The 26360-nt window shown below is 43.0% G+C and carries 28 protein-coding genes; 26 read left to right on the top strand and 2 right to left on the bottom strand.

Translation table 11 applies throughout. From position 1 onward, the window contains the following. Nucleotides 1–95: 95 nt before the first annotated feature. From B3L97_RS09750 to argF, 8 genes are read left to right on the top strand one after another with little or no spacing between them, the layout of a single operon-like run. Nucleotides 96–944, top strand: a complete 849-nt coding sequence (locus B3L97_RS09750; RefSeq protein ID WP_286935008.1) for a hypothetical protein — start codon at nucleotides 96–98, stop codon at nucleotides 942–944. Continuing rightward, entirely contained in the window at nucleotides 941–1597 is a 657-nt protein-coding gene (locus B3L97_RS09745) for a uracil-DNA glycosylase (RefSeq protein WP_286935007.1), read from the top strand. The genes B3L97_RS09750 and B3L97_RS09745 overlap by 4 nt, the downstream gene beginning before the upstream one ends. Then, a complete protein-coding gene (gene uppS / locus B3L97_RS09740) occupies nucleotides 1590–2306 on the top strand; it encodes a polyprenyl diphosphate synthase (RefSeq protein WP_286846485.1) in 717 nt (238 codons plus the stop codon). Before B3L97_RS09745 ends, uppS begins: the two co-directional genes overlap by 8 nt. Next, entirely contained in the window at nucleotides 2287–3111 is an 825-nt protein-coding gene (locus tag B3L97_RS09735) for a phosphatidate cytidylyltransferase (protein WP_286846487.1), read from the top strand. Before uppS ends, B3L97_RS09735 begins: the two co-directional genes overlap by 20 nt. Next, nucleotides 3108–4268 carry a 1-deoxy-D-xylulose-5-phosphate reductoisomerase gene (dxr, locus tag B3L97_RS09730; RefSeq protein ID WP_286935006.1) on the top strand — a complete coding sequence of 387 codons (1161 nt, stop codon included), beginning with the start codon at nucleotides 3108–3110 and terminating at the stop codon, nucleotides 4266–4268. The genes B3L97_RS09735 and dxr overlap by 4 nt, the downstream gene beginning before the upstream one ends. Before the next feature lie 14 nt (nucleotides 4269–4282). Further along, a complete protein-coding gene (rseP, locus tag B3L97_RS09725; protein ID WP_286935005.1) occupies nucleotides 4283–5317 on the top strand; it encodes an RIP metalloprotease RseP in 1035 nt (344 codons plus the stop codon). Between the two features lie 18 nt (nucleotides 5318–5335). After that, a complete protein-coding gene (gene ispG, locus B3L97_RS09720) occupies nucleotides 5336–6445 on the top strand; it encodes a (E)-4-hydroxy-3-methylbut-2-enyl-diphosphate synthase (protein ID WP_286935004.1) in 1110 nt (369 codons plus the stop codon). Further along, on the top strand, nucleotides 6412–7362 hold the full coding sequence (gene argF / locus B3L97_RS09715; RefSeq protein WP_024822304.1) for an ornithine carbamoyltransferase: 951 nt from the start codon (nucleotides 6412–6414) through the stop codon (nucleotides 7360–7362). Before ispG ends, argF begins: the two co-directional genes overlap by 34 nt. A gap of 278 nt (nucleotides 7363–7640) precedes the next feature. Here argF and nikR read toward each other — a convergent pair whose 3' ends face one another. Next, nucleotides 7641–8048, bottom strand: coding sequence for a nickel-responsive transcriptional regulator NikR (nikR, locus tag B3L97_RS09710; RefSeq protein ID WP_024822306.1), 408 nt, complete (start codon nucleotides 8046–8048; stop codon nucleotides 7641–7643). A gap of 305 nt (nucleotides 8049–8353) precedes the next feature. On the opposite strand from nikR, the gene nadE reads away from it, so the two are divergent. Genes nadE through B3L97_RS09635 form a run of 15 tightly spaced genes read left to right on the top strand, consistent with a single transcriptional unit; the run spans nucleotide 8354 to nucleotide 23005 of the window. Beyond that, on the top strand, nucleotides 8354–9100 hold the full coding sequence (gene nadE, locus B3L97_RS09705; RefSeq protein ID WP_286846500.1) for an NAD(+) synthase: 747 nt from the start codon (nucleotides 8354–8356) through the stop codon (nucleotides 9098–9100). A 37-nt stretch (nucleotides 9101–9137) separates the two neighbouring features. Next, nucleotides 9138–9893, top strand: coding sequence for a YebC/PmpR family DNA-binding transcriptional regulator (locus B3L97_RS09700; RefSeq protein WP_286846503.1), 756 nt, complete (start codon nucleotides 9138–9140; stop codon nucleotides 9891–9893). Beyond that, a complete protein-coding gene (gene ruvC, locus B3L97_RS09695; RefSeq protein WP_024822309.1) occupies nucleotides 9880–10410 on the top strand; it encodes a crossover junction endodeoxyribonuclease RuvC in 531 nt (176 codons plus the stop codon). The genes B3L97_RS09700 and ruvC overlap by 14 nt, the downstream gene beginning before the upstream one ends. Then, nucleotides 10404–11009, top strand: a complete 606-nt coding sequence (gene ruvA / locus B3L97_RS09690; protein ID WP_034326307.1) for a Holliday junction branch migration protein RuvA — start codon at nucleotides 10404–10406, stop codon at nucleotides 11007–11009. The genes ruvC and ruvA overlap by 7 nt, the downstream gene beginning before the upstream one ends. Before the next feature lie 10 nt (nucleotides 11010–11019). Next, nucleotides 11020–12075 (top strand): Holliday junction branch migration DNA helicase RuvB, encoded by a 1056-nt coding sequence (ruvB, locus tag B3L97_RS09685; RefSeq protein WP_286846734.1) that lies wholly within the window; start codon nucleotides 11020–11022, stop codon nucleotides 12073–12075. Then, nucleotides 12076–12300, top strand: a complete 225-nt coding sequence (locus tag B3L97_RS09680; RefSeq protein ID WP_024822312.1) for a DUF2905 domain-containing protein — start codon at nucleotides 12076–12078, stop codon at nucleotides 12298–12300. It begins immediately after the preceding gene. Nucleotides 12301–12346: 46 nt separating this feature from the next. After that, nucleotides 12347–13789, top strand: a complete 1443-nt coding sequence (locus B3L97_RS09675) for a SpoIID/LytB domain-containing protein (protein WP_286935003.1) — start codon at nucleotides 12347–12349, stop codon at nucleotides 13787–13789. Between the two features lie 16 nt (nucleotides 13790–13805). Beyond that, nucleotides 13806–14858, top strand: coding sequence for a tRNA preQ1(34) S-adenosylmethionine ribosyltransferase-isomerase QueA (gene queA, locus B3L97_RS09670; RefSeq protein WP_286935002.1), 1053 nt, complete (start codon nucleotides 13806–13808; stop codon nucleotides 14856–14858). 26 nt (nucleotides 14859–14884) lie between these two features. After that, nucleotides 14885–16210: an AmmeMemoRadiSam system protein A gene (amrA, locus tag B3L97_RS09665; protein ID WP_286935001.1), complete on the top strand. Its 1326-nt coding sequence runs from the start codon at nucleotides 14885–14887 to the stop codon at nucleotides 16208–16210. Next, nucleotides 16207–17208, top strand: coding sequence for an AmmeMemoRadiSam system radical SAM enzyme (gene amrS, locus B3L97_RS09660; protein ID WP_286846511.1), 1002 nt, complete (start codon nucleotides 16207–16209; stop codon nucleotides 17206–17208). The genes amrA and amrS overlap by 4 nt, the downstream gene beginning before the upstream one ends. Nucleotides 17209–17210: 2 nt before the next feature. Continuing rightward, nucleotides 17211–18215, top strand: coding sequence for an endolytic transglycosylase MltG (gene mltG, locus B3L97_RS09655; protein WP_286846513.1), 1005 nt, complete (start codon nucleotides 17211–17213; stop codon nucleotides 18213–18215). Further along, nucleotides 18212–18511: a hypothetical protein gene (locus tag B3L97_RS09650; RefSeq protein WP_286935000.1), complete on the top strand. Its 300-nt coding sequence runs from the start codon at nucleotides 18212–18214 to the stop codon at nucleotides 18509–18511. The genes mltG and B3L97_RS09650 overlap by 4 nt, the downstream gene beginning before the upstream one ends. Further along, nucleotides 18492–19871 carry a TldD/PmbA family protein gene (locus tag B3L97_RS09645; RefSeq protein ID WP_286934999.1) on the top strand — a complete coding sequence of 460 codons (1380 nt, stop codon included), beginning with the start codon at nucleotides 18492–18494 and terminating at the stop codon, nucleotides 19869–19871. Before B3L97_RS09650 ends, B3L97_RS09645 begins: the two co-directional genes overlap by 20 nt. Further along, nucleotides 19858–22284, top strand: coding sequence for an FtsK/SpoIIIE family DNA translocase (locus tag B3L97_RS09640; protein ID WP_286934998.1), 2427 nt, complete (start codon nucleotides 19858–19860; stop codon nucleotides 22282–22284). The genes B3L97_RS09645 and B3L97_RS09640 overlap by 14 nt, the downstream gene beginning before the upstream one ends. Then, on the top strand, nucleotides 22268–23005 hold the full coding sequence (locus tag B3L97_RS09635) for a thiamine diphosphokinase (protein WP_286846521.1): 738 nt from the start codon (nucleotides 22268–22270) through the stop codon (nucleotides 23003–23005). Before B3L97_RS09640 ends, B3L97_RS09635 begins: the two co-directional genes overlap by 17 nt. 15 nt (nucleotides 23006–23020) lie before the next feature. On the opposite strand, the gene rpmB is transcribed toward B3L97_RS09635, so the two are convergent. Next, nucleotides 23021–23215: a 50S ribosomal protein L28 gene (gene rpmB, locus B3L97_RS09630; RefSeq protein ID WP_084043892.1), complete on the bottom strand. Its 195-nt coding sequence runs from the start codon at nucleotides 23213–23215 to the stop codon at nucleotides 23021–23023. A gap of 112 nt (nucleotides 23216–23327) precedes the next feature. Here rpmB and B3L97_RS09625 point away from each other — a divergent pair, with 112 nt between their 5' ends. Genes B3L97_RS09625 through dxs form a run of 3 tightly spaced genes read left to right on the top strand, consistent with a single transcriptional unit; the run spans nucleotide 23328 to nucleotide 26360 of the window. After that, the gene (locus B3L97_RS09625; protein WP_024822322.1) at nucleotides 23328–23555 is read left to right on the top strand and encodes an exodeoxyribonuclease VII small subunit; all 228 of its coding nucleotides are present in this window, start codon (nucleotides 23328–23330) and stop codon (nucleotides 23553–23555) included. After that, nucleotides 23548–24447: a polyprenyl synthetase family protein gene (locus tag B3L97_RS09620; RefSeq protein ID WP_286846525.1), complete on the top strand. Its 900-nt coding sequence runs from the start codon at nucleotides 23548–23550 to the stop codon at nucleotides 24445–24447. Before B3L97_RS09625 ends, B3L97_RS09620 begins: the two co-directional genes overlap by 8 nt. A 41-nt stretch (nucleotides 24448–24488) precedes the next feature. Further along, nucleotides 24489–26360, top strand: a complete 1872-nt coding sequence (dxs, locus tag B3L97_RS09615) for a 1-deoxy-D-xylulose-5-phosphate synthase (protein ID WP_286934997.1) — start codon at nucleotides 24489–24491, stop codon at nucleotides 26358–26360.

Genomic DNA, 26360 nt, shown 5'->3' with positions numbered 1-26360 from the left:
TAGGGGAGGGGGGAAAGAACGCTAACGTACAAAACATTTATGTTACCCCCCTCTCTTCTTTTTTTCAGTAAAATGGGCATAGGCAAGGTGATGATATGGATTCAACTCTACACAAAAAGAATCAAGAGCAAGGAATCCAAATAATTGCTTTTGTAGGGCCAGCTGGCACTGGTAAAAGTCAGAGGGCACAATTTGTCGCTAAAGAAAATAACGTCGATTACATTATTGACGATGGTCTTGTTATCTCCCGAGGTCGTATTATGGCCGGAAAGAGCGCAAAATCCGAGAAAAATCTTGTCAGAGCCATACGCCGAGCTCTCTTTGAATTTTCAGATCACCGGGAAGAGGTGATGGGCTTCTTACGCCAACACTCCCCTTGTAAAGTGATGATTATAGCCACATCATCTGCCATGGCAAACAAAATTGTTCGCAGATTACAGCTTCCTCGTCCTGAGAATTTTATTCACATCAGTGATGTGGCTTCTCCGGAAGATATAAAAAATGCTCGCAAAGAAAGACGGACCAAGGGACAGCATGTTATCCCCGTATCTCGCGCTCAAATTCGCCGTAACTTTGCTGGAAAACTCGTAGGACATTTACGGGATCTTTTTAAAACCACTGATCGTGAAGAAGGGGAACGGACCATCGTCCGTCCGCCTTTTAATTTTTACGGAGAGTTAAGTATCAGTCCCCAAGCCATAGTAGATATAATACAATATCTTACGAAACGAACCGTTCAAGTCTACAAAGTACTAGATATTAAAGTGCGTCCAGCAGATGAAGCCGTAGAGATAGTTATCATAGTATCTCTTACTACGGGAGAACATACTTTTTTTGATATAGGAAATAAAATCCGGTGGAAAAGTGCACGAGCTATCCGATATTTTACCGGTATGGATATACAAAAAGTCAACATTCTCGTCAATGGAGTGTTTATAAAATGATGGAAGAAAAAAGGTATACCCCTACGTTAACATCTATAGAGAAAGCAAAAGAGAAAGCTTGGGGTAAATTATTAGAAGATATTACAACGTGTGAAAAATGCGCTCTATGTAAAACCCGGAAACATGTGGTTCCCGGAGAAGGGGCCATAAAAAGTTTATTAATGTTTGTAGGGGAAGGGCCTGGCTTTGATGAAGATGAACAGGGGCGCCCTTTCGTAGGAAAAGCCGGACAGCTTCTCACTAAAATATTAAAAGCGGCTGATATTTCTCGAAAGGATGTCTATATTACAAATGTGGTAAAGTGCAGACCTCCCGAGAATAGAGTCCCCACTATAGAAGAAATGATGGTTTGTAACAAGTATCTGGAAGCTCAAATCGCACTTATTCAACCTGCGATTATTGTATGTCTTGGGAATACTCCCACAAAATGGTTTTTAAAAACTTCTGAAGGCATTACCTCTCTACGTGGGCAATGGTTTCAATGGCGTGGAATAGATCTCATGCCTCTTTTCCATCCTAGCTACCTTCTTAGAAATGATTCAAGAAGAAAGGGAAGTCCCAAAGATCTTACATGGAGAGATATTCGGGTTGTAAAACAGCATCTCGACGAATTATTAGAAAAACGGAATGGAGGACATATAGAGAATGTCTGATTCTCCAAGAGAAGAGACCTTCTCTTCTCTTCAACATATAGCCATTATTATGGACGGGAATGGAAGATGGGCTCAACGTCGCCATCTTCCACGTCTTTTAGGGCATCGAGCTGGAGTCAAAGCCGTAGAGAGGATAGTACGAGCAACAACTTCTTATCATATCCCCTATTTATCACTTTACGCTTTTTCCACAGAAAATTGGAAGCGACCACAAACAGAAGTGAAAGGGCTTATGTCGCTTTTTAAATTTTATATCCGTAAAAAAATCGATGAACTTCGAGAAGAAGGGGTACGTCTTCGTTTTGCAGGAAGAATGCAAGGCGTTCCTGATGATATTCGTGAAATCATGTACCAAGCAGAAAATATTACTAAGGTTGGAGAACGCTTACAACTGATTGTCTGTTTAAATTACGGGGGCAGACAGGAAATTCTAGATGCCATCCAACATATCGTCAGAGAAAGCGACGGCACGGAAATTACAGAGGGAACTTTCAGAAAGTATCTCTATCTCCCAGATGTTCCCGACCCAGATCTTATAATACGAACCAGCGGGGAACAACGTCTTAGCAACTTTTGGCTTTGGCAGGGAGCCTACAGTGAACTATATTTCACATCAGTGTTATGGCCTGATTTTACAGAAAAAACCTTAAAAGACGCCATAGATTCATTTGAAAAGAGGGATCGACGTTATGGTGGCATTCAAAGCTAAGTCCCGAGAACTTGCTCTACGAGCTTTTAGCGGCTTTATTATAGGAGCCCTCATTTTGTCTGCTATTTATTACGGTGGACGAACATGGTTTCTTTTAGCCTCTATAATTAGCCTCATCTCTCTGTGGGAATACTATCAACTTCTTTCGAAGAAATTTAGAGTATCCAAGGGAATAGGGTTTCTCGCCGGTATTTTGGTCCTTTTGGCTTCAGCGGAATACCTTCGTCCTGCATCTATTTTAATTATTTTTACCCTTACTTCTTTTGTACTATTTATGATAGAAATATTACGTCGCCAATTTTCTCAGGTCAGTTACGCTATTTGGAACGTAGGCGGAACTTTATCTGGGCTCATTTATATTATTTTGCCGTGGAGTTATATGGTGCTTTTACGAGCTCATCCTATTGGCCGAACTCTTCTTTTCTCCCTATTCCTCTGCACATGGAGTTGCGACATAGCCGCATATCTCGTAGGGACGCGATGGGGTCGCAATAAGTTCTGCGAAGCTGTCAGCCCTAAAAAAACATGGGAAGGTTTTGCCGGTGGAGCTGGTGCCAGCATCCTCATCTCAGCGGCAGTGGCATACTATTGTTCGTTACCCCCTATCCCACTGTTAGGTATTGGCGCTATATGCGGTATTGCAGGCCAGCTTGGAGACTTGGTAGAATCCTTAATCAAGAGAGAAGCGGAGGTAAAAGACAGCGGACACCTCATTCCTGGACATGGGGGTTTTCTTGACCGTTTTGATAGCATTTTAATTAATGGGACATTGACATTTTTCTTGTTTGGAGTGATCCTTTCTTGAAAAATAGACGTATAAAGCTTGCTGTCATAGGCGCTACAGGGAGCGTAGGAAGTGCTGTGTTAGATGTTTGTCGCGCATTTCCAGACTCCTTTGAGGTTGTGTTTTTAGCAGCTCATAGCGCTGTGAAGAAAATGATAAATATCGCACAAGATTTCCATCCGGAAGCTGTTGTTTTAACCAATCCTCATGCAGCATCCCTGTTTAAGGGGAAGGGGTGTTCTATTCCTGTTTTTTCAGGGAATGAAGCTCTATATACCATAGCTACTCATCCCCATGTTGATCACGTAGTTTTTGCTTCTTCAGGGACAGCCGCTATTAAAGCACTCCAGGGTGCCCTCAAAGAAGGGAAAGAAGTATCTCTCGCAAATAAAGAGAGTATTGTTGTGGGAGGACCGTGGGTAATGCCTCTCGTAAAAAGAGATTCTCAACTCCGCCCTTTAGATAGCGAACATAATGCTATTTGGCAATGTTTGAGAGGGGAGATGGAACGCGAGGTCTCAAAAATTTACCTCACGGCTTCTGGGGGGCCTTTTCGAACGTTTACGCACAAAGAATTGGAATCTGTTACTCCTTCCATGGCTATAGCCCATCCTGTATGGAGTATGGGGCATAAATTGAGTATAGACAGCGCCACTCTTATGAACAAAGGGATAGAATTAATAGAAGCTATGTTTTTGTTTCGATTACAGAGCAAGCAAGTAGATGCAGTGATCTCTCCTGGTTCTGTTGTTCACGGCGTCGTCCAATTTATTGATGGATCTATGAAAATGCTTGCTTCTACACCTGACATGCGCCTATCTGCCGCTTCCGCTCTCGGCTACCCAGAGCGACTGAGAACCATGTCTTTCGTTCCAGAGCTTTCTTTAAAAGAACTCACTATCAATTTCTATCCCCCTAATGAAAAGCTCTTCCCATGTTTAGCTCTGGCCAAAGAAGCCGCTCGAAAACTTGGGCCCTACCCCGCATTGCTTATAGGCGCTGATGAAGGAGCTATAGAAGCTTTTGTAAAAAATAAAATTACTTTTACGCAAATTCCCTTAGTGATAGAGAAGGCAATGGCGCTGTATAATGGAGGAACCCCAACATCTCTAGATGAATGTATTGAGATTTCCCAATGGGCGCAACGCTCTGTTCAAGAAATAACAGGGGGGAAATAAGGAGAATAGTACATATGATCAGTATATTGTCATTTATAGTAGTCATAGGAATATGTGTTATATCTCATGAATTTGGGCATTATATTACGGCTAAAGCCTGTGGTGTTCAGGTTCATGAATTTTCTTTTGGGATGGGGCCAGTCCTCTGGAAACACAAAATAGAAAGGACACTATGGTCTGTTCGTGTTTTCCCCATCGGTGGATTTGTCAGGCTAGCTGGTATGGAAGAAGAACAGCCGGAAGAAAATGTAATCCCTGGCAAGGGGTTCAATGATAAAAAAGCGTGGCAGAGGTTTCTTATCCTTTTTAACGGTCCCCTTGTTAATGTTTTTTTAGCCATAATACTCACTGCTTTCTTCCTTTCTGGCCACGGCGTAGTAAATATGACTTCTACTGCTGTAGGATCAATTATGGAAAATCTTCCTGCTCAGGCTGAGGGGTTACAAGCAGGAGATTTAATTTTATCTGTCAATGGGGAATCTGTTTCTAATTGGGTAGAGATGGCTCGTTCTATTCGAGAAGCAGCTTCTACAGGACCTGTTACGCTAGAAATCGAACGAGAGGGTACTCGCTTTCAGAAAACTATTTCCATTCCGTTTAATTCCACATATGGTGCAGCTCTTCTCGGGGTACGACCTCCTTTCGTTCGATACGGAGCTTTTACCGCGTTAAAGAATGCTTTTTCTTATACTGTATCTATGAGTATCGAAATGATACAAGGGATCATTCGCTGGGCTCTTCGCGCACAAGATGTCGAAGTTACAGGCCCTATTGGCATAGCAACTATGGCTGGAGAAGCGGCGAAACAAGGGATATGGACGTTTATCTCATTTTTGGCTCTCATCAATCTGAATCTTGGGCTTATTAACCTGTTCCCTTTCCCTGCTCTTGATGGCGGACGGCTTGTATTTATATTAGGAGAAATTGCTACGCGGAAAAGATTGCCGGAACGAGTTGAAAATTATATCCATTTTGTAGGCTTCGTGCTTCTTATTTCCCTGATTCTCTTCATTACATGGAAGGACATCAGTCGCATATTTAGCCTATAAAAAGGAGAGATAGCTGGTATGACTACGAACATTGTATCTATTGGCGGTTTAACTATAGGAGGACAAGCCCCTATACGTGTCGAAAGTATGCTGAAATTTCCTTTGTCAGATTATGATATGTGCCTTCGCCAATGTAATTTATTACAGGAATCTGGTTGTGAGCTTCTTCGCGTAGCTTTTCCAGAAAGTTCTTTATATCGTTCTCTATGTCGCCTAAACAAAGAAAGCAATCTTCCAATTATGGCCGATATCCATTTCGATCCAGAGCTAGCTATTTTAGCTATGGAAGCTGGTTGCCCCTCCATTCGTATTAATCCCGGGAATATGCCTCCCAATAAACTGGAAGGGGTTATACGGAAAGCGCAAGAGTTTGGAACTGTCATTCGAATAGGAGCTAATAGCGGTTCCATTAATACTCGACAATTACAAAAAACAAATGGAGATCGAGGGAAAGCCCTCGCTTTCGCAGTAGAAGAACAGCTCACCATTTTACAACGTTACGGATTTGAGCAAATTATACTTTCAGCTAAATCTACTAATATAGCTGAAACAGTGCAAGCGAACATGTACCTTAGCCAGAAATATTCAACCTTCCCTATTCATATTGGCATAACTGAAGCAGGCCCTGGCGCACGAGGACTTGTTCGAAGTGCAGCTGGTCTATCCCTTTTGCTTGCCCAAGGGATAGGAAATACGTTGCGTGTCAGTCTTACAGCAGATTCTCTTTTAGAAGTAGAAGCTGGCTACGAAATTCTCCGCTCCCTTGGCTTGAGAGAAAAAGGAGTTCACCTTATTTCATGCCCTACATGCGGACGGAAACGAATTGATGTAGCTTCTATAGTTGAAAAAATTAAGCCGTTACTCACGCAGGTACCCAACGGAATCACCGTAGCTGTTATGGGGTGCGAAGTCAATGGACCACGAGAAGCTAAATCTGCAGACATAGGAATAGCTGGCTCTCCTCGAGGGATGATCCTTTTTACACAAGGACGAATAGTAGGGGAATGTACAATAGAGGACCTTCCTGTTAAATTAGTTGCTCTTATAGAAGAAATAAAAAAAGAAAAAAAGCTTAAAGGAGAGGGGAAACACTCATGCCTATCAGTCTCAAGGGAAGACATTTTTTAACTCTGAAAGATTTTACAGAACAAGAGATCTATTATCTTCTGGACTTAGCTTCAAAATTGAAAGCTAAGAAAAGGGCAGGGATACGGGGAGATTTGCTCGCGGGAAAGAATATAGCATTACTCTTCGAGAAGGCTTCTACTCGAACTCGCTGTGCTTTTACAGTAGCCTGTATTGATGAAGGTGGACATGCTGAATATCTCGGGAAAAACGACATCCATCTTGGCGGCAAAGAAGATGTAAAAGATACAGCACGCGTTCTGGGCAGGATGTTCGACGGAATCGAATTTCGAGGGTATAAACAATCAGTAGTAGAAGAGTTAGCTCAATATGCGGGTGTTCCTGTATGGAATGGCCTTACAGATACATATCACCCTACACAAATACTGGCAGATTTCCTGACGCTTCAAGAGAATTTCGGTACAAATCTAGAGGGGATACGACTTGTCTATATAGGAGACGGTCGTAACAATATGGCAAATTCTCTCATGATCGGATCGGCTAAACTAGGTCTTCACTTCACCATTTGTGCTCCATCTTCTCTCTTCCCTGAAGAACGTCTCTATCAAGAATGTTTAGCTTTGGCAAGCAAAACTGGTGGGGCCATATCTTTAAAGCAGGATCCTAAAGAGGCTGTTAAGGGAGCTCATGCTCTTTATACAGATGTGTGGGCCTCTATGGGAGAGGAAGCCCAGCAAGAGGCAAGAGAAGCATTGCTGCGTCCTTACCAAATCAATACAGAACTTATGGAAGCGACAGGAAACCCGCAAACTATCTTTCTTCATTGCCTTCCAGCCTATAAAGGCAAGGAAGTGACAGAAGAAGTCTTTGAATCTAGGGCTTCTAAGGTTTTTGATGAGGCTGAAAATCGTCTTCACACTATCAAGGCTGTTATGGTAGCCACCATCGGTAATCTTTAATCTCTCTTGATTCATACACCTCGTGGGGGTATGATATTCCCGATTATGACATGGAGGGATGGATATGGCAGAGAATAAAAGAATTTTTCGATGCGCATCCTGCGGAACTATTTTTGAACAACCAGAAGGTATGTCGCCTATAAAGTGCCCGCAATGCCGGGGGAAAGTACTCATTTTGTTAGAGGGAGAATCTCTTGGGAAAAAAGTGTGCGGAGGCTCATGTACTTCTTGTTCATCAGGTTGAGGTGTTTAAAGATAAGGGCGGCAGTTGCCGCCCTTTAAACTGTTGTAGTAATAGCTGCATCAGCGCTATTAATGCCTTTGATAGAAGAAATAGCAGTTACAAAACTACGGATTTTTTTCGCGGGACCTCGTAACACTATGGCCTCTAGACAGTGAGAATGATCGAGATGTACGTGAGTAGAGCACACGATAATATCTCCAAAGTCATGTTGTAGCTGGGTCAGCTCTGCTGATGTGTCATAAGAATGGTGATCATATAAAATAGTCAGTGTTCCAGAAACTTTTCCTTCCCCTTCCTCCCATCTATTTCTTGAAATAGATTGACGAATCAGCTGACGTAAGGCATTAGAGCGGTTAGGAATTCCAGATCGCTGAATCCACTTGTCGAATTCCTCTAAAAGGGATTCTGGTACAGCCACTCCAAAGCGAACTAACTTTTCCACCTCTACACAGCCTCCTTTAGCACATATAAGTGCTATTTGCACATACCAAATTATAAATGGACTCTTATTATATTAACACTATTATATTTTATTTATCGAGAATACGAGCGAAGGGGAAACGTGTTCCATAGTATTATTTTCTTCTCTTCAAACAGTTTCTTTGATCTTCATCAGCGAAGAAAATATTACTGAAAAAATGGCCTTTCGTGTTACAATTAATAGCCGCTAGTTAGCAGGATCAGTATATAAACAACAGAGTTTATCTGATATGCTAGAATTTAAGAAAGGGAAGGAAAGGTATTTATATGGCAGAGACATATATTCGTTCTCCACAAAAAATTGTCGCTACCATTGAAAAGTGGTTGGCAGAACGAGTTCAAGAAGCTGGGGCCTACGGAGGAATCGTAGGTCTAAGTGGTGGTATTGACTCAGCCGTAGTTGCCGTTCTCTTGAAAAAAGTTTTTTATAATCAGATGCTCGCTGTTATCATGCCATGCCACAGCATTCCCAAAGATAGAGAGGATGCGGAAGAACTTATCGACATCTTTAAATTACCCTCAGCTGTCGTAGATCTAACGCCGACATATGACAGATTGGTAAGAGCATTACGTCAAGTGGAGGAGAACATAGAACCTCTAGCCTTATCTAATATAAAGCCACGGTTGCGAATGACAACTCTATACGCTCTTGCCCAATCTAAAGGCTACCTTGTCTGTGGAGCAAGCAACAAAGCCGAGTTAACTATTGGGTATTTTACTAAGCATGGTGACTCCGGCACAGACCTTCTCCCTTTAGGCGATCTGCTCAAAGAAGAAGTTCGCCATACTGCAGCGTACATTGGCATCCCTGAAAAAATCATCCAGAAACCTCCATCGGCAGGATTGTGGAAAGGGCAAACTGATGAGAAAGAAATGGGTCTCAATTACATCGATATAGATCAATATATAGCTACAGGAAAAGTGGGATCTGACATTCAACTACAGATTGAAAAGCGAATTCGCAGATCTCAACATAAGCGAAACATGCCTCCAATCTGTTTGATTTCGGAATAAAAAGACATATTTTATAATTATTAAGAGGTGATTGTTCATGTCCGGACATTCAAAGTGGGCTAATATAAAACACAGAAAAGCTGCTCAAGATGCTAAGAGAGGAAATTTGTTCCAAAAGTTAGTACGAGCCATTATCGTCGCTGCTAAAAATGGAGGGGGAGATCCCTCTATGAATATTCAGCTGAAAACGGCTATCGATAGAGCCCGTGCTGCGAGCGTTCCTAACGACAACATAGATAGAGCTATAAAACGCGGTACTGGAGAAATAGCGGGCGCTAACTATGAAGAAATTACATATGAGGGGTACGGCTCTAATGGCATAGCTCTTATGATAGAAGCTCTTACCGACAATAGAAATAGAACAGCTGCTGATATGAGAGCTATTTTATCCCGCGGCGGTGGTTCTCTTGGGGAATCAGGATGTGTAGCCTGGATGTTCGAGAGAAAAGGGGTAGTAGAGGTAAAAGGGGAAAATCTTGACGAAGAAGCTCTATTAATGGCTTGCCTGGATGCTGGCGCGGAAGATATGGAAACCCAAGAAGATGGGTATATTATTTACACTGACTCCAGCGCTGTGAACGATGTTCAGGAAGCTCTAAAAAAAGCAGGGTATGCAGTTACTCGAGCTGAAACTGATATGATTCCCAATAGTACTATAGCTATAGAAGCAAAAGAACAGGCTGTAAAAATTCTGAGACTCATGGATAATCTGGAAGAACATGATGACGTCCAGAATGTATATGCCAATTTCGACATTCCGGATGAACTTATGGCACAAATTGAAGCAGAATAAGAGTTCACCTGCCGTTTGTCTGGGGGTAGATCCAGGACTAGGGCGAGTAGGATTTGCCTTTATCCTTAAAGAAGGGCATTCCTTTACTGCTGTAGAATATGGGTGTATAGAAACTCCGCCCCGAACAGATGTTTCGCAAAGGCTCGAAATGATATATGACAAACTTGGGGAGCGGATCCGTTGTTGCTCCCCTGATTTTATGTCAGTCGAAAGCTTGTTTTTTGGGAGAAATACCACCACGGCTGGGAATGTATGGCAAGCTCGAGGCATAGTCTTGCTGTTGGCATCTCAATATCAATTACCTCTCTATGAGCCCAAACCAGCGCAGATTAAGATGGCAGTATGCGGTTCGGGATCTGCAGATAAAAAACAGGTACAAAGGATGGTTCAACGATTATTGAACCTCAAAGAAAAACCAAAACCTGACGATACAGCAGACGCATTAGCAATTGCTATTACAGGTTTTGCGCTGCATTCTTATGCCCAAAGGACTGGGGTTGGTGATCGACTGTGCTAAGAAGTATAGAAGGGAAAGTGTTGCATCTTGGAGAAGAAGGCGTCATTCTTGATGTAAATGGGTTGGGCTTCGATATTCTATGCTCTGGCAGTGCCTTACGGTTATGTGAGGAGAAAGAGGTAGTCCGTCTCACCACCTACCTGCAAATAACAGATAATGGAGCTTCTCTCTTCGGCTTTTCCTGTGAACAGGAACGAAATATATTCTTAAAGCTCATTACTGTAAAGGGGGTAGGAGGACGTGTGGGATTAGCTATCCTTCGTTCTCTAAATCCCAGCCAAGTGATAAGAGCTGTTGCGACATCAGATCTCGACACTTTTTTGCAGGTACCAGGAGTGGGAAAGAAAACAGCAGAACGCCTTTGTTTCGAACTTAAACGTCATATTACTGAAGACATGCTAGCAGATTTTGAAGATATTGATCTACCTGTCGTGGAGGTTCGGAATACAGTGGCTGCAGCCCTTCGCTCCCTTGGATTCTCACAAAACGAAGTCTATGGCGCAATGAATCGTCTAAAAAGACAAATGGGCGCAGATTTTGACGCTGCTACGGAAGAGATATTGCTTAAGGGAGCTCTTCGTGAATTAAAGCGGAACTGAGGTGAATCGCGTGCCATTTTCAGAAGAAGAAAGAACGAGTTTTTATGATCTGCAACAAGATGAAACCACAGATGAATTGACTCTTCGTCCATCTAATTTGAAAGACTTTGTAGGCCAACAAAAGCTCAAAGAAAAGTTATCCATTTACATACAAGCTGCGCTACAGCGGAAAGAAGCTCTGGACCATATCCTCTTTTACGGTCCCCCGGGGTTAGGTAAAACAACACTTGCAGGTATTATTGCTCGCGAAATGGGGGGACAACTTCGGGTTACAACCGGCCCTGCTTTGGAAAAAGCTGGGGATTTGGCTGCTATACTCTCTAATCTCGAGCCATATGACGTGCTTTTCATTGATGAAATCCATCGTCTGCCTGCAAGCGTGGAAGAGATATTATATCCAGGGATGGAGGACTATAACCTCCATATTATAGTGGGGAAAGGGCCTCTTGCTAATAATATATGCCTCTCTCTTCCTCCGTTTACTCTGGTGGGAGCTACTACTCGATTAGGACTTCTCACGTCGCCTCTTCGAGCTCGCTTTGGTATTGTCGAACAACTAACTCTTTATAACGAAAAAGAGATTGCCGATATAGTGGAGCGGGGAGCGAAGGTTTTGGGTGTCTCGATAGAGCCGGAAGCTGCTTTGGAGATCGCCCGGCGTTCCAGAGGCACACCTCGAGTTGCTATAAGGCTACTGAAGCGTGTAAGGGATGTGGCTGAAGTCCGACAATCATCTTCCATAACAAATGCGTTGGCTGCTGCCGCCTTAAATATGCTCGGCCTCGACTCCCTTGGCCTTGATGACGGAGACCGGCGGATCCTCAGAGTCATTGTGGACCTTTTTGATGGAGGCCCGGTAGGGCTCTCTACCGTGGCTGCTGCACTAAATGAGGAGAGCCAGACCATCGAAGATATTTATGAACCTTATTTGATACAAAAAGGGCTTATTGAACGAACTCCTCGAGGGAGGAAAGCCACGCGCAACGGATACCTTTATCTTGGAGAAACTCCTCCCGACGATAAAATAAATCAGTTGAAATTTTATGGCGAGGAGGAAGGGAACTAAATGCAAGACATCGGAAAAATTTTTATCTTTATCGGTATAGTTCTAGTGATAGCTGGCATTGCTTTCTTGCTCTTTAGCAAACTTAATCTTCCTCTAGGGCGTTTGCCTGGTGACATAACATATACTAAGAAAAATGTAACAATTTTTGCCCCCATAACAACAATGCTTATAATCAGCATTGTCTTGACGCTCGTGCTTAACATTATAAATCGCTGGATAAAATAATATAATATTTAGAAGAACTCAAAAAAAGAGGAGGTTCCTATCCGTAATGAAGCTTTTGACCCCGATAAAACGTATAGTATTTACTGTGCTATTCCTTTTCAACCTCATAGGATGGCCTTTAAACTGGATGGCTCCAGTGGAAGCTGCTTCACAACCTATTCGAATCGGAGTAGGGATAGGCCTCTCGCAGGCAGTTATTTCCTCAGGCTCTCCCATTATTTTGAAAGAAGCTTCCGGGAAAAAATATCGAGCTAATAAAGCAATTACTATTAGATGGGCTGGAAATAACCGCGCAGCCATAGGGAAACATTCTTTAAAACTCCCCTTAATTTTAACGAGTTCCAATCCGCTCGCTTATAATAAAGTCCGATATCGTGGATATATCAAAATAGAGGGGAATGGCAACTCTTTTAGCATAGTCAACGTGCTCGAAGTGGAAGACTATGTGAGAGGAGTCCTCAAAATGGAAACAAACCCGGCTTGGCCTTTAGAATCTCTTAAAGCTCAAGCTATTATATCTAGAACATATGCTCTTAAAAATATAGGGAAATATGGAAGCAAGGGGTTTGATCTCACGGCCACCCCCGATTGTCAAGTATATCGAGGCATCAATGCCGAAACACCACAAACAGATAGAGCGGTGAAAGAGACTGTGGGAATCGTAGTAACATATGGCTCAGACTTGGCCCTGACTCCTTTTCACTCTGATAGTGGAGGAGCCACAGCTAATGTAGCAGAGGTATGGAACAGTTCTATCCCATACTTAAAAGGGGTACAGGAAGCCATTTCGTATTCATCTCCTTATTCTACGTGGGAAGTTTCTCTCTCCCCGCAACAAATTCAGTCGGCTCTTAGTAAAATCGGAGTTCAGGTAGGACAGATACAGAGCATTGAAATCGGGCAGCAAGATTCTTTTGGAAGAACAGTTTCTCTTGTGCTGAGGGGAAGCCAGGGGGCAACCCAGATAAAGTCCAACCAATTCAGAATGGCTATAGGGCCTACTGTGTTAAGGAGCACTTTCTTCTCCGCCGTTAATGGTCAACATCTTTCTTTGAAAGCCCAATCGGTGCCTAATTCACCTGTCCCTCCCTCTGCGCCCGAACAACGCAATAATGTCGGTATTACGAACAGTGATGGCCCGTTAACCTTTGAAGAAGAACAGACTATGATCGATCTCACAAAACAAGGAGCTTTTTCCAGCCACGAAATGATCGACATGCTCATGAACCCTGAAAAGAAAAAATTGTACCTTTTAAAAGCTCTTAAACAAGGGGAACCAAAAAAACAAAGTAATTCTGTCATTACAAATACAAAATCTGGGGCAGGACAGATTCGACCGTCTTCTGAGGGTTTTGTGTTCAAGGGCAGAGGGTGGGGGCATGGGGTAGGTCTCTCCCAGTGGGGGGCAAAAAGCCTAGCAGAAAACGGTTGGAAATACTCTCAAATATTGCAACACTATTACCCTGGGACAACACTTTCAAGACGATAGAAGGCGAAGACTTTTTATGGCTCAAATAGATCTTTTTGACATTGAATCATATGCATATGAACTTCCAGAGAAGTTGATTGCACAGAACCCAGTTTCACCCCGTAACCATTCGAGACTTCTTGTATTAGATCGGCATACGGGCACTATGACTCACACATATTTTTACGAACTTGAGCACTTTCTCAAAGAAGGAGATGTGCTCGTCCTTAACGATACTCGAGTTATTCCAGCCCGTCTCTATGGTGTAAAAGAAAAGGGAACAGCCCACGTAGAGATTTTGTTACTCAAACCATTAGATGCTACGTGGACATGCTGGGAAGCCTTGGTTCGGCCAGGGCGTCGCCTGAAAAAAGGTAGCGCTGTACGCCTTAAAAATGGCGTTTTAGTTAGTATAGAAAATGCTCTTTCAGAAGGAGTCCGAGTTGTGAGGTTCCCGGAAGAGAGTAATGTACTTTCTCTTCTCGAGGAAATAGGAGAAATTCCATTCCCTCCTTATATAAAATATACGTCTGCATCTTCATCTGACTACCAAACAGTTTTTGCGAAAAGGAATGGTTCTTCTGCTGCACCTACGGCTAGTTTACATTTTACCCAGGCACAGCTACAACATTTAGTAGAGGAACACGGGATTACCTTGGCGTGGGTTACTTTGCATGTAGGGCTTGGAACATTTCGACCAGTGCAGGTATCAGATATCCGGCAACACAATATACATAAAGAGTATTGTGAGGTTCCTGAATCTACGGCATCGCTCATACGCAAGGCAAAAGCAGAGAAGCGACGTGTCATTGCCTCTGGAACAACTGTGGCAAGAACGCTGGAAAGCATGTCTGTTGATAATGAAGAGGTGATACAACAAGGCTGCAAAAACACCTCTCTTTTTATTTATCCTGGCTATAATTTTAAAATAGTTGATGGACTTATAACAAACTTCCATCTGCCTCGTAGCACTCTCTTAATGCTTGTTGCAGCTTTAGCTGGATACGATAATATTATGAATGCCTATAAAACTGCAGTAGAGAAAGAGTATCGATTCTTTTCTTTTGGCGATGCCATGTTTATTTGTTGATGTAAATAAGAAAGGAGGCTTTTCATATGTGGAAATGGGCATGTCTCGTTCCTCATCCTCCTATCATCGTTCCGGAAGTAGGCCATGGAAGAGAAAAAGAGGCACATCAAACTCTTAATGGAATGAAGGAATTAACCTATCATCTAAAAAACCAGAAACCTGATATCCTATTTCTTCTTTCCCCTCATGCTCCTCAAGGCTCTGGCCTTTTTTTTCTCGAAACATCTTGTTATGCTGGAGATCTTTCAATGTTTGGAGCTCCTCAAGTGTCTGTGGAAATAAAAAGCGATGGAGAGAAATGCAAAGCGCTCTATAGCTTTTTACAAGGAGAAGTACCGATAAGTCATGTACAGAAAGAGAAAGTGTTTCTCGATCATGCCTCGTTAGTGCCCCTTTATTTTTTCCATAAAGCGTGGGGCGTTTTTCCCACACTCATCGTAGCAAACCCCATGGGTCTTTCTCTGAAGGAGGCTCTTAAAACTGGAGAGATCCTACAAAAGTTTAAAAGACCTGGAGAAAGTTGGGGGCTTATAGCCAGCGGTGATTTATCGCATCGAGTCACTCGCGATGCGCCAGCTGGATATTCCCCCTTAGGCTCTTTTTTTGATGAACAAGTAGTTCATGCCATAAAGATGTCAGTTCCTAAAATTCTACTTGATCTCCCTTCCCGCACTATTTATGAGGCAGGGGAATGTGGGCTCAGATCAGCGCTCGTATTTCTTGCGCTCTCAGGGGAAAAAGCTAAACCCAAATTACTTTCTTATGAAGCACCTTTTGGGGTTGGATATGCCACAGCTATAGCTGTGTTCCCTTGGAAAACATACCCCTCTTTAGCCCGACACGCTATAGAAACATACGTGAGAGAGGGGGAAAGACTTTCACCTCAGGACGTGGAAGAACTCGCGCCACAAGAAAGTCTACAAAGTAAAAAAGCTTGTTTTGTTTCTCTTAAAACATTAAAAGGGGAACTTCGGGGGTGCATTGGAACCATCACCCCGGTTCGAGCTTCCCTGGCTTGGGAAGTAGTAGAGAACGCTATAGCAGCTGCTACTGAAGATCCACGCTTTTTACCAGTCCGCCCTGAGGAATTACCTAATCTTACTGTCTCCATAGACATATTGAGTGAACCCGAAGTAATCCGCAACGTAGAAGAACTTGATCCCAAACAATATGGAGTCATTGTCTCCAAAGGAAACCGGCGAGGAGTATTGCTTCCTGATCTCGAGGGAATTACCCTAGCCAGCCAGCAAATACAGATTGCAGCTCAAAAGGCCGGCATTACTACCCTTGATGGCATCTCTATCTCCCGATTTACCGTCCATCGATATCCGGAAAGGGAAGATACTCCATGACGTATCAAGCTTTATGGTGGCACAAAGAAGGGGAGAGAATTATTTGTGATCTCTGCCCTCACAGGTGCTCTTTAAAAAAAGGACAAAAAGGATTATGCGGCGTACGCATCCATCGAGGAGAGGCTGGACTTTTTAGCTTAAATTATGGTCTTGTTTCTTCCATGGCTCTTGACCCAGTAGAAAAAAAACCTCTTTATCATTGGAATCCAGGAACCGAAATTTTTTCTATAGGGAGTATTGGTTGCAATATGCATTGCCCTTTCTGTCAAAATTGGGAGATATCTACATGTTCTTCAAAGGTCCCCTTAACCTACATTCCTTCCTCTGACCTTCTTCGTCTTGTTCGTAAAGAGCAGGTTCGTTCTGTGGCATTTACATATAATGAGCCTCTCATTTGGTATGAATATGTGATGGATACAGCCCAAATACTGAAAAAAGAAGGGATTCCTGTAGTCTTGGTCTCTAATGGTATGATAAACGAGGCGCCATTAAAAGATCTTTTGCCGTATGTAGATGCTGCCAACATTGATGTGAAGGCCTTTGACGAGGAAACATATCGATTTATGGGAGGAGATCTTAACACTGTTAAACAAACAGTAGAGACAATGATTGCAGCAGGAATACATGTAGAATTAACAAGCCTTATTGTTACGGGAATTCATAAAGATACCCTTTGGATTGAATCATTGGCGAAGTGGGCAGCGTTTCTTTCCCCTTCCATGGTTCTTCATATATCTCGATATTTTCCATGCTATAAATGGAATGAAAAGCCCACTCCCATCACTATGCTGAGAGAGGCCAAGAGTCGGGCAGAAAAGCATTTGCATTTCGTTTATTTAGGAAATGTAACAGAAACAGTTTTTACTCTCTGTCCTTCATGTAAAGCAACAATATTGGAGCGTCGAGGATACAATACATATATTCAAGCTATGGATAGAGAAGGTCGTTGTGCTAAATGCGGCTTCCCCATAGTTACTCTTACTGGAAATGAGGATTAAAAGTGAAAAAATTTATAGATATTCTTCTTCTTATCTGTTCCCTAGGTTACTTTCTTTTGCTTTGCATGATCCCCACGTCATGGTGGAATTCTCAATTTCCTTTTGGAGTAGGAGAGCCTCTACCAGCCCTTGTTTTGCCTGGACAAAATGCAAAAGAGATTGCTGATGCCTTTTATAAGGCAGGCATTGTTACAAACCCCTTAGAGTTACGTGGATGGATGGCACGTTTAGGTATTGACAGAACCCTTAAGACTGGCATGTACATGATTAAAAAGGGAACTTCTTGGGAGGTAGCGCAACAACTGAAAGAAGCCGTTCCTTCTCAAGAAAAAGTGACAATAGTTCCAGGTTCTGATCTTTTCTCTATAAAAAATGCTTTTCCCGACATGACTGAAGACGAGGTATCTACTCTCCTTCAGAATACGGCTATATTTCCTCTCGATCTTCAGCCTCTCTTGCCTCTTGCTCCAGAAACACGCGTAGCATTTTTGCTTCCAGATACATATTACGTACCTGAAAAGAAACTGGAATATGTTTTAAAAGCAGGATTCACGCTCTGGTGGAAACACTTTGATACAAAAATACAAAACCTTTCGCCTCATGAATTATTGGAGACAGCTATTCTAGCCTCTCTCGTAGAAAGAGAGGCTAAAATAGACGAGGAACGTCCCCTTATCGCAGGAATTATAAAGAATAGAGTAGCCAAAAATATGCCTCTCCAAGTAGATGCAACAATAGTTTACGCATGGAAAAGGGAGGGAGAAAACCTTTCGAGGGTTCTTTTCAAACATCTAGAAGTAGATTCTCCCTACAATACATACAAAAAGCTGGGGCTACCGCCTACAGCTATCTGCATCCCCTCCATTGCATCATGGGAGGCCGCCTTAAAACCAGCTCAAACAGAGTATCTGTATTATGTAGCAGGGAAAGATGGTCAACATTTTTTTGCCACTACGTATCAAGGACATTTGCTGAACATTCGAAAAATTAGAGGTGCCCAACATTGAATAATATAGAAGAACCACTTTCTGTTCATGATATGGACAGATTAGTACTTTCGGTCTGTCCTTCTTATATTGTGCTTATTAGTTGGATTGTCTCCGAATATAATGGATTAGGATATATTCGAACAGATGATCCTCGCAAAGGAGAACTTTCTTTTTTCTGTCCTCCTAGTCAATCAGAAGAGGGGGAACTTCTCATAGAAAAACTGAGAGAGGAAGGATTTCCTGTTAAGATAGAGCGTGTAGAAAGACATCAAAAGCAAGAAGGGACAGAGGAATATGGATTTAGCCATTTTTAAGCGAGCGTTCGATTCGCTTCGTCGTTACAAAATAGATTTTGCGGACCTTTACTTTGAATCATCTGCTGCTCACAGCATTTCTTTTGAAGATGGGGCTTTAGAAGAAATAAGTTCTTCCCTTCGAGAAGGAGTAGGCGCTCGGGTGGTAAGGGAGGACGTCACGTCTTATTCACACACTCCAGGTGTTGCTGTAACAAACGGCCTCTCTGCTCTTCGAGAAAGCGCCCGTAATATAGGAATCCCCTTATCTAGGGAAAATGAAGGCGACTTTCAGCGCCGAATTATAAAGCAAACAGCCTTCGTGGCTCCTCCAGAGACACAATTTCTTCGAGATATAGATAGAAAAATACGAGAGGCTAGCCCCTATGTATCGCAAGTTTCTATTAATTACTCTCTTTCCTTAAAAAACATCATCATTATCAATCAAGAGGAAGACTTATTTCGAGAAAATCGTCCGTACACAAGCTTCAGCGTAGAGGTTACCGTGGAAAAAAATGGACAAATTCAAACGGGGTATGAAAATGCAGCCCGACTAGAGGTACCCAATATTTTCTGGGGAAAATATACTCCGTGGATCCTGGCCAATCAGGCTCTAAAACAAGCTCTTCTCATGCTTGAAGCGCCAGATTGTCCAGCCGGAACTATGCCAGTTATACTTTCTGGAGAAGCAGGAGGAACTCTCGTACATGAAGCATGTGGACATGGACTTGAAGCAGATATTATACAGAAAGACTTTTCTGTTTACCGTAATAAAATAGGACATAAAGTCGCAAGTCCTTTGGTAACCATGATAGATGATGGGACCCTCCCAGGTCTTTTCGGCAGCTATACAATAGATGATGAAGGGGTTCCAGCACAGAGAACTGTCCTCATTGAAGAGGGGGTTCTAAAAGGCTTTTTAACTGATAAAATTTCAGCTGCAAAGGAAGGATTGCCCCTCTCTGGCAACGGAAGGAGGGACTCGTATAGGAATCCTCCTATTCCGCGGATGAGCAATACCTTTATATTGCCAGGAGATAGCAATGAAGAGGCGATGATACAAAGTGTTGATTACGGCCTTTATGTAAAAAAAATGGGTGGTGGAGAAGTAAACCCAACTTCCGGGGATTTTGTCTTCTATGTTACCGAGGGATATTTCATCCGAAACGGCTCTATCGCTCACCCAGTAAAGGGTGCTTTGCTCACAGGAAACGGGCCTCAAGCACTAATGGATATTAGAGCTGTTGGGGATAATCTCCTCTATTTACCTGGAATGTGCGGAAAAGCAGGTCAATCAGTTCCCGTCACTGATGGACAACCAGCTTTGCTTATAAAAAAACTCATAGTTGGAGGCAACGTGACAGACCATGAGTCTCTTTAAACGTAAAAAGAAACGTGGACGCCCTAAACAGAATAAAGGTATTCTTTTTTCCAAACCACGACGCACGGAAGAAGAACTCAAAGAAATCAGAGAAGGAAGAATCCGTCGCCTTTTTACGTGGGTTCGTTTGTTTTTCTTCTTCTTGTTTTTAGCTATTGTTTATGCCATTGCATCCCTTTTCTCTTTTTGGACAGGTCGAGTAGGGGTGGAAATTCAAACATCTTTAACAACTAGAGCAGGGGGAGCAGTGCTTATTGTACTTCTCTTCATGGGATATATATGTTTTTCGATTCTTCTCCGACGGAAAATATATCGAATTCTAGCACAAACGCTAGCTACCTTGTTTCTATTTACGAGCGCAGCTCTCGTTCTGGGCCTTTTTTCCCGATTTGTACTCCAGCCCCATTGGACACTACTCAAGCCAGGGTTCTTTGGACAAAATCTAGCTCAGTTTTTTATGGTAAATGTGGGATTCTTTGGCACGATGCTGTTTTGTATAGCGAGCATCTTAACGTCCCTGGTTTTGTATGGCATTATCAGTACTCAAAATATTTTAACCGCTTGGGAGGCTATGTCTTTAAAAATCAAGGGATTTGAACTTCATCGTAAGAAACTATTGGAATCTAAAGAAGACACTCCCATTTCAAGAGCGACATTAGCAGCAGAAAAAACTGAAAACATGTGTGACCAACAAACAAATCCTAAAACAATATCCACTGATGAAATATTAGAAACATCTAAAGAAAATTCCAAGTCAGAGGTGAAGCACCAAATAATACAAGAAAGGGAAATCGTGAAAAAACAGGAAGGTGAAGCAGAGGGAGAAGAACCTTCTCTTAAATCTGTTTTTCAAGAAAGTCAGGCCGAAGAAGCGCCAGCTCGTATTATTATGGACGAAACAGATTCCACAGGTGCTGAAGGAGAAACTATGCCAGAAATAAATCTCCCTACACCAGAAAAAGGAGAGGAAGAAAGTATCGTCGAGGGAGTTTTCCCCCCACCACTTGATCTTTTTGGAACCCCTGAACCGGCATTTCAAGACAGGGGAGAAGAAAAAGCAAAAGAGCAAAGTGAAGCGATTATCTCCACCCTAGCCGATTTTGACGTACAAGCTGAATTAGCAGAAATAGTCATAGGCCCTACTGTTATACAATTCCAAATACAGCTTGCACCTGGTATAAAAGTAAGCAAAATAGCAGGTTTGGCCAATGATTTGGCTGTAGCTTTAGCTGTTCCTGCTCTACGTGTAGAAGCGCCAATTCCAGGGAAACCTTATGTTGGGATAGAGATACCCAACCCTAAAAGGCGGGGAGTTTCTCTTCGGAAGGTACTTGATTCTCAGGCCTTTGAGCAAGCCGATTATGCCCTTCCTCTCCCCATGGGAGTTCGAGTAGACTCCCGCCCCCTTATTATAGGGTTAGAAGATTTGCCTCATCTTCTAGTGGCTGGAACTACTGGATCAGGGAAGAGTGTTTTCGTCAATAGTTGCATAGCTGGACTTTGTTACTGTCGACGTCCCGAAGAGCTTCGCTTTCTCATGATAGACCCTAAGCGAGTAGAGCTTAGTATATATGAGCACTTGCCTCATATATTAGCCAAGCCAGTAGTCTCTCCTAAAAAAGCAATTCAGGCTTTGGCGTGGGCTGTTCGGGAAATGGAACATCGTTACGATATTTTTGCTCGCGCGAGAGTTCGTAATTTGGCTGGCTACAACGAGAAGGTGCTGCCCAAAGATAAATTACCTCACATCGTCATAGTAGTTGATGAGTTGGCAGATCTTATGTTTACGGCTCAAAAAGAAGTGGAAGACTACATTTGTCGTTTGGCACAAATGGCGCGAGCGACGGGAATACACTTAATGTTGGCTACGCAGCGCCCGTCAGTCAATGTAGTAACAGGTCTGATTAAAGCTAATATACCGGCTCGCGTAGCCTTCACACTTCCTTCTCAAGCAGACTCTAGAACTATCATCGATGTGTCAGGAGCAGAAAAACTGCTTGGGAAGGGAGACATGCTTTTTGTAAGTCCTCGATATCCCAGGCCTGTGCGACTTCAGTCTCCATTTATAGAGGACGGTAAGTCCATGGAAGTTGTAACCTACATGAAGAATCTTTTTGGTGAACCTGAATATATTGATATAGAGGAACAGGGAGAGAGTGGCGGAAATGGAGTAGATGCTGCTTTCACAGATGATCCCCTCTTAGAAGAAGCCATGCAGATTGTCCTTGATACAGGTATAGCATCTGCAAGTCGTTTGCAACGTCAGCTACGCATCGGTTTTACTCGTGCTGCTCGTCTTATAGATACAATGGAGCAACTTGGCATTGTAGGTCCTCCTGACGGATCAAAACCGCGAGAAATACTTGTCGATGAAACTCGAGCGCAGGAGATTATGGATGAACACGTGGAATAAAACTCTCTCCATTGGATCATGGGAGTTTATATCGAGTAGATCAATACGAGATACGTCAGTTTTACTTGTAGCAGGTGGAAGAGCTCCCGCCTCATCTTGGTTTTCTGCTATAGCTCGATCTTTTCGGCACATATGGTGTGCTGATTCTGGTTTAGAAGTGTGCAGGCAATCAGATATCGTACCAGAATACATTGTCGGAGATGAAGACAGTAGTTCCTCAGAGAGCTTAAAATGGGCTTTACAGAAAAAAGTGCAGATAAAAAAATACCCAGTAGATAAGGATTATACTGACCTCCAACTAGCGTTAAAACACATTGGAGAGGCTTTTCCTCACGCTGAAGTTCTGCTTACGGGATGTTGGGGGGGGCGGGTAGATCATACATGGAGCAATATTTTTTCAGCTATTTGGGCAGAAAGGGAATGGGGGCTTCGAGTTGTATGTCTCTGCGATGATAAAGAGGCCCTTTTTATTCTAGACGGGCCAGAACAGATACAAATTAATTTTCATACACCATTACCTCGAACAGTGTCTCTTTTGGCCCTCGAAGAAACGTGCGAAAATGTGAGTATTCATGGGACACGCTGGGAACTTGAAAAAACGACTCTTCACTTATTCCGACCATACTCTATAAGCAACCGCCTTGCAAACGATGGGGGTAAAAGTATTGAAGTCGAAGTAGACAATGGAAGACTTGCAGTGTATCTTTACTGGGCAGAATAAAAAAAGCGGGCTGAATTATACAGCCCGCTTGACTTTGCCGGATTTTAGACATCTAGTGCAAATCTTCATGCGTCGAGTCTCACCAGCACCTAGATCTACCTTGACATTTTGTAAATTAATGAGCCACCGTCTCCGTGTATGACGATTCGAGTGGCTGACAGCATTCCCGGTAACAGGGCCACGGCCGCAACAATCACAAACTCTAGCCATAGTTCTACGCCTCCTCCGAAGGAAATAATGATCGAACAGGTGGATTTTATCACAGGTTAGGTGTTCTGGGCAATTCTTTCTCATAAAACTCGTCCCATAAGGAGGGATTATTTTGAACTTTAGCGAAAAACTTGAAGCACTGCAGGATATTATTCATAAACTAGAAAAAGAGGAACTCCCTTTAGAGGAAGCTTTGGAGCTTTTCGAGCGAGGCGTGTCCCTCGTAAAAGAGTGTCAAGCTTATTTGACCCAGGCAGAACAGAAAATAACCCTTCTGACAAATTCTGGAGAAGAAATTCCAACTGGGGAGATATCATCGGGGGAAAATAACCATGTCTAATTTCATCAGAGAAGAACTTGAGAAGGAAAGGGAATGGGTCGATACGCAACTTTCCCTCGTGTGCTCTCAAAAGCCAAAAAATATCCCATCGCGTCTTTGGGAATCCATGGTATATTCTCTCATGGCTGGAGGGAAACGACTTCGTCCAATTCTTTGCATTAAAGCCGCAGAAACCATGGGAGCAGATCGGAAGGAAATACTCCCCATGGCGTTGGCTTTCGAGATGATTCACACGGCTTCCCTTATCCATGATGACTTACCAGCTATGGATAATGATTCTTTGCGCCGTGGTAAACCTACAAACCACATTATCTTTGGAGAAACTCTGGCCATATTGGCAGGTGATGCATTGCTTGCCTGGGGATTTGAATATCCACTTTTCCACCTTAACAGAGGGAACATCCCTGCAGAGCGAATTATAAAGGCTTTCTCCATATTCTCCCAAGCTATAGGGCCTTCTGGTATCTGTGGAGGACAAGTCCTGGACACCGATCCCCAGAGCTATCAAGATAATGCCGATTTCGTTCTCCGTATAGCGCGACAAAAAACAGCCGTATTGATACAATCTTCTGTTACTGTAGGAGTTATCCTTGCCGGCGCTCCTGCTTTAGCTGTAGATGCTTTTGAAAAGTATGGAGAGCACTTAGGACTGGCCTTTCAGATTGTTGACGATATACTTGACGTTACCGCTACTGCAAAAGTTTTAGGCAAAACACCCGGAAAAGATGCCCAACAAGAAAAGAACACGTTCGTAACTGTTTGGGGCATAGCAGAAGCGCGTAGAAGGGCATTGGAAGAGAGTGAAAGGGCGAGAGATGCTCTTAACCTTATAGATATGCCTACCTCTTTTTTCCAAGACCTCGCCATCTTCCTTTCTGAAAGAAGTTGTTAAAAGGAAGCTACAAGAAAGAAGGAGGAACCACTTAAGAAATTATGCAAATTCTCAATCGCGTTAACGACTATCGAGATCTTAAAGACATGTCTATAGGCGCTCTTTCTTTGCTCTGTGAAGACTTGAGAAAAGAAATTATAGATGTAGTAATGCAAAATGGAGGACATCTTGCTTCTTCTTTAGGAGCTGTAGAGCTGATTGTTGCATTGCTACGACAATTTGATCCGCTTCAAGACAAAATTATATTTGACGTGGGACATCAAGCTTATGCCTATAAAATACTGACAGGGAGGAAAGAACAGTTTTCAACACTCCGTCAATGGGGAGGCCTGAGCGGATTCCCTAAAAGAGACGAGAGTCCCTGCGATCATTTCGATGTAGGGCATAGTAGCACTTCTTTATCGGCGGCTCTCGGGTATGCCAAGGCTAGAGATCTTTTAAAAGAAGATCATCATGTGGTGGCAGTTATTGGAGATGGCGCTCTTCTTAACGGGCTCTCTTTTGAAGCTCTTAATTACACGAAGGATGCAAAAACAAAGGTTATTTTTATTCTCAACGATAATAAGATGTCTATCAGTCACCGTGTAGGAGGGTTCGCATCATATCTGGCCAAATTAAGTTCAAGCTCTGCCTACAATGCTTTAAAAACATATATAAAAGATTCGTGTGCGTCTCTTCCCCAGGGACAATCCATCGAAAATGTTTTATCTAAATTCAGAGATCAGATAAAATTCTTGGTTAAGCCTGGCAACATCTTCGATGAGCTCGATATTAATTATTGGGGCCCTTTTGACGGACATAATATTTCGGAAATGGAAACTGTCTTCCAAATGGCAAAAAAGTATTATAAACCTGTTTTGCTTCATATAGTGACCACAAAGGGGAAAGGACTGGAATGCGCTGAAAAGCACCCGAGTATCTATCATGGCATTTCTGCCAAGAGACCCTCAAAATCCACATCAAGTGGGATAAGTTGGGGTGCAGCAGCAACAGAAGAGCTATGTCGATTGGCAAGGAAGAACCCCAAAATTGTATGCCTTACAGCTGCGATGAAAGATGGAACTCGCCTTGACCTCTTTGCGCAACATTTCCCAGACCGTTTTTACGATGTAGGAATAGCCGAGGAACATATGCTCACAATGTCTGCGGGGATGGCTGCTGGCGGGCTTCGTCCTGTAGTTTTCATCTATTCGACTTTTTTGCAAAGAGCCATGGATCAGCTTGTCCACGATATTGCACTCCAGAACCTTCCTGTTGTTTTAGCCATAGATCGAGGGGGGCTCGTTGGAGAGGATGGAGAGACTCACCATGGGCTTTTAGATATGGCATGGGGAAGATCTATCCCTCATTTAGAGATACTGGCACCTCGCGACATCGTTGATCTTAGAGCGATGCTCGACCATTGTCTGAGCCGTTCAACCCCTGTACTCATTCGATACCCTCGGGGAATAGCTCCCGAAGAAATTTCTAGGAACAACCCCAACCCACCGCCGCCTTATCGAGCAGAGATTATTCAGCAAGGGGAAGGAAATGAATGGAGTATTATGGGAATAGGAGCTACTCTTCAGCTCGCTTTCGAGAGTTCTCATTTAGCCGTTGCCCAAGGAGAGCCAGCCCCTACAATTCTTGATCTTCGATGGATCAAGCCTCTAGATTGGGAAACCATCGATCAAAGGCTTCAATCTGATCGGATAGTAATTGTTCTGGAAGAAGGATATAGCAACGGTGGCATAGGGGAGACCATAGCAGCCCGAGCATCAGAAAAAGCATGGCCAGCACAGGTTATTCCTATAGGAATTCCTGACCTCTTTGTCCCTCACGGAACTCCTGAAAAACAAAGAGAATTTTGTGGATTAACGCCTCAAAGAGTGGTGAATAGCTATAGGAAAAATACAAAAGGAACGAATCGATAA

The sequence above is a fragment of the Aminobacterium sp. UBA4834 genome, assembly GCF_002400205.1.
GTDB classification, from domain to species: Bacteria; Synergistota; Synergistia; order Synergistales; family Aminobacteriaceae; genus Aminobacterium; species Aminobacterium mobile.
This window is presented reverse-complemented; position numbering and strand designations above follow the sequence as displayed.

Excerpts from the sequence above, each read along its gene's own strand:
- B3L97_RS09750 (WP_286935008.1), top strand. The coding sequence starts at position 96 with ATGGATTCAACTCTACACAAAAAGAATCAAGAGCAAGGAATCCAAATA.
- B3L97_RS09745 (WP_286935007.1), top strand. The coding sequence starts at position 941 with ATGATGGAAGAAAAAAGGTATACCCCTACGTTAACATCTATAGAGAAA.
- uppS (WP_286846485.1), top strand. The coding sequence starts at position 1,590 with ATGTCTGATTCTCCAAGAGAAGAGACCTTCTCTTCTCTTCAACATATA.
- B3L97_RS09735 (WP_286846487.1), top strand. The coding sequence starts at position 2,287 with ATGGTGGCATTCAAAGCTAAGTCCCGAGAACTTGCTCTACGAGCTTTT.
- rseP (WP_286935005.1), top strand. The coding sequence starts at position 4,283 with ATGATCAGTATATTGTCATTTATAGTAGTCATAGGAATATGTGTTATA.
- ispG (WP_286935004.1), top strand. The coding sequence starts at position 5,336 with ATGACTACGAACATTGTATCTATTGGCGGTTTAACTATAGGAGGACAA.
- argF (WP_024822304.1), top strand. The coding sequence starts at position 6,412 with ATGCCTATCAGTCTCAAGGGAAGACATTTTTTAACTCTGAAAGATTTT.
- nadE (WP_286846500.1), top strand. The coding sequence starts at position 8,354 with ATGGCAGAGACATATATTCGTTCTCCACAAAAAATTGTCGCTACCATT.
- B3L97_RS09700 (WP_286846503.1), top strand. The coding sequence starts at position 9,138 with ATGTCCGGACATTCAAAGTGGGCTAATATAAAACACAGAAAAGCTGCT.
- B3L97_RS09680 (WP_024822312.1), top strand. The coding sequence starts at position 12,076 with ATGCAAGACATCGGAAAAATTTTTATCTTTATCGGTATAGTTCTAGTG.
- B3L97_RS09675 (WP_286935003.1), top strand. The coding sequence starts at position 12,347 with ATGAAGCTTTTGACCCCGATAAAACGTATAGTATTTACTGTGCTATTC.
- queA (WP_286935002.1), top strand. The coding sequence starts at position 13,806 with ATGGCTCAAATAGATCTTTTTGACATTGAATCATATGCATATGAACTT.
- amrA (WP_286935001.1), top strand. The coding sequence starts at position 14,885 with ATGTGGAAATGGGCATGTCTCGTTCCTCATCCTCCTATCATCGTTCCG.
- amrS (WP_286846511.1), top strand. The coding sequence starts at position 16,207 with ATGACGTATCAAGCTTTATGGTGGCACAAAGAAGGGGAGAGAATTATT.
- B3L97_RS09645 (WP_286934999.1), top strand. The coding sequence starts at position 18,492 with ATGGATTTAGCCATTTTTAAGCGAGCGTTCGATTCGCTTCGTCGTTAC.
- B3L97_RS09640 (WP_286934998.1), top strand. The coding sequence starts at position 19,858 with ATGAGTCTCTTTAAACGTAAAAAGAAACGTGGACGCCCTAAACAGAAT.
- B3L97_RS09635 (WP_286846521.1), top strand. The coding sequence starts at position 22,268 with ATGAACACGTGGAATAAAACTCTCTCCATTGGATCATGGGAGTTTATA.
- rpmB (WP_084043892.1), bottom strand. The coding sequence starts at position 23,215 with ATGGCTAGAGTTTGTGATTGTTGCGGCCGTGGCCCTGTTACCGGGAAT.
- B3L97_RS09620 (WP_286846525.1), top strand. The coding sequence starts at position 23,548 with ATGTCTAATTTCATCAGAGAAGAACTTGAGAAGGAAAGGGAATGGGTC.
- dxs (WP_286934997.1), top strand. The coding sequence starts at position 24,489 with ATGCAAATTCTCAATCGCGTTAACGACTATCGAGATCTTAAAGACATG.